This is a genomic window from Pseudomonas sp., from assembly GCF_035277045.1.
In the GTDB taxonomy this organism is placed as follows: domain Bacteria; phylum Pseudomonadota; class Gammaproteobacteria; order Pseudomonadales; family Pseudomonadaceae; genus Aquipseudomonas.
In genome coordinates this window covers 1-4,974 of record NZ_DATELE010000304.1, presented here as the reverse complement: position 1 = coordinate 4,974, position 4,974 = coordinate 1, and the positions used below count along the sequence as shown (strand labels likewise).

At 63.4% G+C, this 4,974-nt stretch carries 8 protein-coding genes; 4 read left to right on the top strand and 4 right to left on the bottom strand.

Going from position 1 to position 4,974, the window contains the following annotated elements; all coding sequences use genetic code 11:
• On the bottom strand, positions 1-133 hold a 133-nt coding region (locus VJS90_RS21910), incomplete at its 3' end, for a hypothetical protein (RefSeq protein ID WP_414704965.1).
• Positions 133-816 carry an ABC transporter ATP-binding protein gene (locus VJS90_RS20665; protein WP_324123491.1) on the bottom strand — a complete coding sequence of 228 codons (684 nt, stop codon included), beginning with the start codon at positions 814-816 and terminating at the stop codon, positions 133-135. The genes VJS90_RS20665 and VJS90_RS21910, both read right to left, overlap by 1 nt.
• 10 nt (positions 817-826) lie before the next feature.
• Here VJS90_RS20665 and VJS90_RS20660 point away from each other — a divergent pair, with 10 nt between their 5' ends.
• From VJS90_RS20660 to VJS90_RS20650, 3 genes are all read left to right on the top strand, one after another.
• Positions 827-1,432, top strand: a complete 606-nt coding sequence (locus VJS90_RS20660) for an arylesterase (protein WP_324123490.1) — start codon at positions 827-829, stop codon at positions 1,430-1,432.
• Positions 1,433-1,488: 56 nt separating this feature from the next.
• Positions 1,489-1,758, top strand: coding sequence for a hypothetical protein (locus tag VJS90_RS20655; RefSeq protein WP_324123489.1), 270 nt, complete (start codon positions 1,489-1,491; stop codon positions 1,756-1,758).
• 123 nt (positions 1,759-1,881) lie between these two features.
• Positions 1,882-2,859: a L,D-transpeptidase family protein gene (locus VJS90_RS20650; RefSeq protein ID WP_324123488.1), complete on the top strand. Its 978-nt coding sequence runs from the start codon at positions 1,882-1,884 to the stop codon at positions 2,857-2,859.
• A 125-nt stretch (positions 2,860-2,984) separates the two neighbouring features.
• On the opposite strand, the gene oprI is transcribed toward VJS90_RS20650, so the two are convergent.
• Positions 2,985-3,236 (bottom strand): outer membrane lipoprotei OprI, encoded by a 252-nt coding sequence (gene oprI / locus VJS90_RS20645; RefSeq protein ID WP_003259780.1) that lies wholly within the window; start codon positions 3,234-3,236, stop codon positions 2,985-2,987.
• A 508-nt stretch (positions 3,237-3,744) separates the two neighbouring features.
• Here oprI and VJS90_RS20640 point away from each other — a divergent pair.
• Positions 3,745-4,026 carry a GNAT family N-acetyltransferase gene (locus tag VJS90_RS20640; protein ID WP_324123487.1) on the top strand — a complete coding sequence of 94 codons (282 nt, stop codon included), beginning with the start codon at positions 3,745-3,747 and terminating at the stop codon, positions 4,024-4,026.
• Positions 4,027-4,081: 55 nt separating this feature from the next.
• Here VJS90_RS20640 and VJS90_RS20635 read toward each other — a convergent pair.
• On the bottom strand, positions 4,082-4,974 hold an 893-nt coding region (locus VJS90_RS20635; protein WP_324123486.1), incomplete at its 5' end, for a 3-deoxy-7-phosphoheptulonate synthase.

Here is a 4,974-nt window from a genome sequence, read left to right as displayed (position 1 = left end):
AGCCGATGGCGGTGCTGGCGGCCACCGCCACCAGCAAGGCAAAGAACAGCACGCGCACTTCGCTGGCGCGCAGGTCACGCAGCAGTTGGCGCAGCGCCAGGCTGCACAGGCGGGTAAACGGCAGTCGCGTCATCAGGGCTCCAGGGGGGTAACCAGGTGGCCGGCGTCCAGGCGGATCAGGCGGCGGCAGCGGTGGGCCAGGCGTTCATCGTGGGTGACCAGCACCAGGGTGGTGCCACGCTCTTTGTTCAGCTCGAACAGCAAGTCGCTGATGCGCTCGCCGGTATGGCTGTCGAGATTGCCGGTCGGCTCGTCGGCAAACAGCACCGCCGGGTGCGCGGCAAAGGCGCGGGCAATGGCGACACGCTGCTGCTCGCCGCCTGACAGCTGGCGTGGCGAGTGGCTCAGGCGCTGGCCCAGGCCGACCCGCTCGAGCAGGTTGCGGGCCTGCTCGCGGGCATCGCGCCGGCCATCGAGCTCAAGCGGCAGCATGACGTTTTCAAGGGCGTTGAGGCTATCGAGCAGCTGGAATGACTGGAACACGAAGCCGACGTGCTCGGCGCGCACGCGCGCGCGCTGGTCTTCATCCAGCGGGCCGAGGTCTTGCCCGGCGAGGATGACGTTGCCGGCGCTGGGACGGTCGAGCCCGGCCAGCAGGCCGAGCAGCGTCGACTTGCCGGAGCCCGACGCGCCGACGATGGCCAGGCTGTCGCCCTGGTCCAGCGACAGCGAAAGTTGGTGGAGAATCGTGAGGTCGCCTTCCGCGCTAGGGACCACTTTGCTAAGGTTCTGCGCAACGAGAATGCTTGGGCCCATGGAGAATCCGATGCGAATGTGGTGGTTGAGTGCCGGTCTGGCCCTGTATTGCCTGAGCCAGAGCGCGGCGGCGGGTAACGTGCTGGTTGTGGGGGATAGTATCAGCGCCGGTTTTGGCCTGGATACCCGTCAAGGCTGGGTCACCCTGCTGCAGCAACGCCTGCGCGACGAAGGTTTCGACGACAAGGTGGTCAATGCCTCGATCAGTGGCGACACCAGCGCAGGCGGCCAGGCGCGGCTGGCGGCGCTGCTTGCGGCGCACAAGCCCGAGGTCGTGGTCCTGGAGCTGGGGGGCAATGATGGCCTGCGCGGGCAGCCGCCACAGCAATTGCAACAAAATCTTGCATCGATGATCGACCGCTCCCGCGCGGCGGGCGCCAAGGTGCTGCTGCTGGGCATGCGTCTGCCGCCCAACTATGGGGTGAGGTACACCACCGCGTTTGCCCAGGTCTATGAAACGCTGGCCAACGAAAAACAGGTGCCGCTGGTGCCGTTCTTTCTCGAGGGCGTCGGCGGCGTGCCGGAGCTGATGCAGGCCGATGGCATTCATCCGGCGCAGGGTGCCCAGAAACAGTTGCTTGAAAATGCCTGGCCCGCGATAAAACCCTTGCTGTGACGCTTTAATCGGACTGCGGTTTCGGCTAAGGTTGCGCCCCCGATCTGGAGCCCCCGATGCCGCGTCCCCCCTGGTCCCTGTTTGCCTATCAACTGATCGAACCTGATGAACAGCTCGACCTCTTCGCCTGCCAGGAAAGCCGCGTTCATCTCGTGAGCCGTCAGCTCGAGCTCGGCGGCGCGGCCGACCGTACCTTGTGTGGCGGCCTGCTGCCGGCGCAGCCGCGCTGGTCGATGGTCGACCGCACGGTCTACCGCGACAGCCGCCTGTGTCCGCTGTGCCGGGCGATACTCGAGGCCCAGCGACGGGGCACTCGTCCGGTCTGACCGGAACTCTGAGCGCCTTTCATCATCTGTAGTGCAGGCACAGGCCCGTTGTCTCCCGCTGGGGAAGGGCGCCGGTGTACAATTGCACGCCTGACTTACCTGAACTTGCGAAGGATTTCCCGGATGTTGCCGCGCTTTCCCGCCGTCACCCGCTGCCTGTCCCTGGCTACCCTGCTGGCAGCAGGCCCTGCCGCTGCGCTGGAGCTGCCCCTGCCACCCCCTGGCGAAGATGTCGTTGGCCAGGTCCAGGTGATCAAGGCCAAATACGAAGACACCTTCGCTGACATCGGTACCGCCAACGACTTGGGCTACCTGGAGATGATCGCCGCCAACCCCGGGGTCGACCCCTGGTTGCCGGGCGCGGGTACCGAGATCATCCTGCCGACCCGTTTCGTCCTGCCGCCGGGACCGCGCGAGGGCATTGTGATCAACCTGGCCGAATACCGTCTGTACTACTTCCCCAAGGGGCAGAACGTGGTCCACACGTTCCCGTTGGGTATCGGCCGCGAGGGCTGGGGCTCGCCCATCGCCAACACCAAGATCATCGCCAAGACGCCGAACCCCACCTGGACACCGCCAGCCTCGATCCGCGCCGAGCACGCTGCCGATGGCGATATCCTGCCGGCCGTCGTGCCGGCGGGTCCGGACAACCCGCTGGGTCCGTTCAAGTTTACCCTGGGCGTACCGGGCTACCTGATTCATGGCTCGAACAAGAAATTCGGCATCGGCATGCGAACCAGCCATGGCTGCTTCCGCATGCTCAACAACAACGTGCTCGAGCTGTCGACGATGGTTCCGGTGGGCACTCCGGTGCGCATCATCAACGAGCCGTACAAGTTTGGCGTCAGTGGCGGCAAGGTGTACCTCGAAGCGCACACGCCGCTGAACGAGCAGGGCGACCCGTCGGTGGTCGACAAGCACACCGCGGTCATCAACGCGCTGCTCAAGCGTGAAGAGCTGGCCAACAGCCTGCGCATGAATTGGGACATGGTGCGTGACGTGGTCGCGGCCGAGGATGGCATGCCGGTCGAGATCGCCGTGCCGATCGAGCAGGACGGCGCCGCGCCAATGGTGTCGAGCATTCCGCCCGAGCTGCAGTAGGCCGTTAGCGGTCACCGAAGCCTGCCCTGTGCAGGCTTTGTCGTTTCTGCGCACGGGACTTTTCGGGCAGGCACAAAAAAGCCGACCCACGGGTGGGTCGGCTTCTCAACAATCCCGAGGGACTATTACTTGCGGCTGGCTTTGTCCAGCATACGCAGAGCGCGCTCGTTGGCTTCGTCAGCGGTCTGCTGAGCCTTCTGAGCTGCAGCCAGAGCGTCGTCAGCCTTGCGATAGGCTTCATCGGCACGAGCTTGGGCGCGAGCTGCTGCGTCTTCGGTAGCAGTCAGACGAGCTTCGGTTTCTTTGGATACGCTGCTGCAACCGGTAGCCAGAACTGCGGCCAGAGCCAGAGCAGAGAATTTCAGAACGTTGTTCATCGTGTTCCCCTTCAAGGACTTTCTAATCTATTAAATAGCCATCTCTCGGAAAGAGAAACTGGCCGGCGTACATAGTACCCATTACTTGTAGTAAGTAAACTGACCAAGCGCAAGAACTGCAAAAAAAATGTCGCTGGAACGCGCGCGCGACGGGGTTTGTAGCAAAACCGTGATGTATCCGGCACAGCGACTGCAAACGGTTGTTGCTAGTGCAGTTTCTGCTGAACTAAAGGTGACTTTAAGTGTCGGCCGGCGTCTTAGTGCGACAACATCCGGCAACTGTAGATAGTCTAGCGGCCCGGTGAGGCGCGATGCCATTATCCTGTTTTTGCAGATTTGCAGCTTGAGCATTTCCGCTTGGGGCGCCTACTATTCGAAGAGACCGCACCCGTGCAGAACGATCGGCTGCGCGGCAGTGTCAAATGGGCATCAGGTGACGTGAACGTTCCTGCGCCGGATCAACATCGGTTAGGTAAAGGTCTGCAGACCAGACCTGCGAGGAGTAGTGATGAGCGAAGCGTTGACCATCCACCATGACCAGGCCGGTCATCAGTTCGAGACCCATGTGGACGGTCATCGTGCCTACCTGACCTACATGGACCTCGGCAAGCAGACGCTGGACATCTACCGCACCTTCGTCCCCAATGCCTTGCGCGGGCGCGGCATTGCCGCGGCGCTCACCGAGAAGGCGCTGGAGTATGCCGAGCAGATGGGCTACACCGTCATCCCGTCCTGTTCCTATGTCGAGCGCTACATGGAGCGCCAGCAGCGCCACTCAAGCAAGGCCTGATCGGGCCGCGGACACGAAAACGCCGGGCATGTGCCCGGCGTTTTTTTTGCCGCTGTCAGCCGCGCTGACGCTTGGGCAGCACGTCCTTGAGCTTGGCATGCATGCTGCGCAGGGTCTTCTCGGTTGCGCTCCAGTCGATGCAGGCGTCGGTGATGGAGACGCCGTATTGCAGCTCGTCGAGGTTCTTCGGAATTGCCTGGCAGCCCCAGTTCAGGTGGCTCTCGACCATCAGGCCGATGATCGACTGGTTGCCTTCGAGGATCTGGTTGGCCACGTTCTCCATCACCAGCGGTTGCAGGGCCGGGTCCTTGTTGGAGTTGGCGTGGCTGCAGTCGACCATGATGTTGGGCTTGATCTTCGCCTTGGCCAAGGCCTGCTCGCACAGGGCGACGCTGACCGAATCATAGTTCGGCTTGCCGTTGCCGCCGCGCAGCACCACGTGGCCGTAGGCGTTGCCCTTGGTGGTGACGATCGACACGCCGCCTTCCTGGTTGATGCCCAGGAAGCGGTGCGGGCTGGACACCGACAGCAGCGCGTTGATCGCCACGGTCAGGCCGCCGTCGGTGCCGTTCTTGAAGCCGACGGCCGAGGACAGGCCCGAGGCCATCTCGCGGTGGGTCTGGGATTCGGTGGTGCGCGCGCCGATGGCCGACCAGCTGATCAGGTCCTGCAAGTATTGCGGGGAGATCGGGTCGAGGGCTTCGGTCGCGGTCGGCAGGCCTTTCTCCGCCAGGTCCAGCAGCAGCTGGCGACCGATGTGCAGGCCGTCCTGGATCTTGAAGGAGTCGTCCAGGTACGGATCGTTGATCAGGCCCTTCCAGCCCACGGTGGTGCGCGGCTTTTCGAAATAGACCCGCATCACAATTTCCAGGTCGCCCTTCAGGCGCTCGCGCAGCGGCGCCAGGCGGCGCGCATAGTCCATCGCCGCTTTCGGGTCGTGGATCGAGC

What these genes read in the sequence shown, in the direction of transcription:
- VJS90_RS20665 (WP_324123491.1), bottom strand. Translation starts at nt 816, where the DNA reads ATGGGCCCAAGCATTCTCGTTGCGCAGAACCTTAGCAAAGTGGTCCCT.
- VJS90_RS20660 (WP_324123490.1), top strand. Translation starts at nt 827, where the DNA reads ATGCGAATGTGGTGGTTGAGTGCCGGTCTGGCCCTGTATTGCCTGAGC.
- VJS90_RS20655 (WP_324123489.1), top strand. Translation starts at nt 1,489, where the DNA reads ATGCCGCGTCCCCCCTGGTCCCTGTTTGCCTATCAACTGATCGAACCT.
- VJS90_RS20650 (WP_324123488.1), top strand. Translation starts at nt 1,882, where the DNA reads ATGTTGCCGCGCTTTCCCGCCGTCACCCGCTGCCTGTCCCTGGCTACC.
- oprI (WP_003259780.1), bottom strand. Translation starts at nt 3,236, where the DNA reads ATGAACAACGTTCTGAAATTCTCTGCTCTGGCTCTGGCCGCAGTTCTG.
- VJS90_RS20640 (WP_324123487.1), top strand. Translation starts at nt 3,745, where the DNA reads ATGAGCGAAGCGTTGACCATCCACCATGACCAGGCCGGTCATCAGTTC.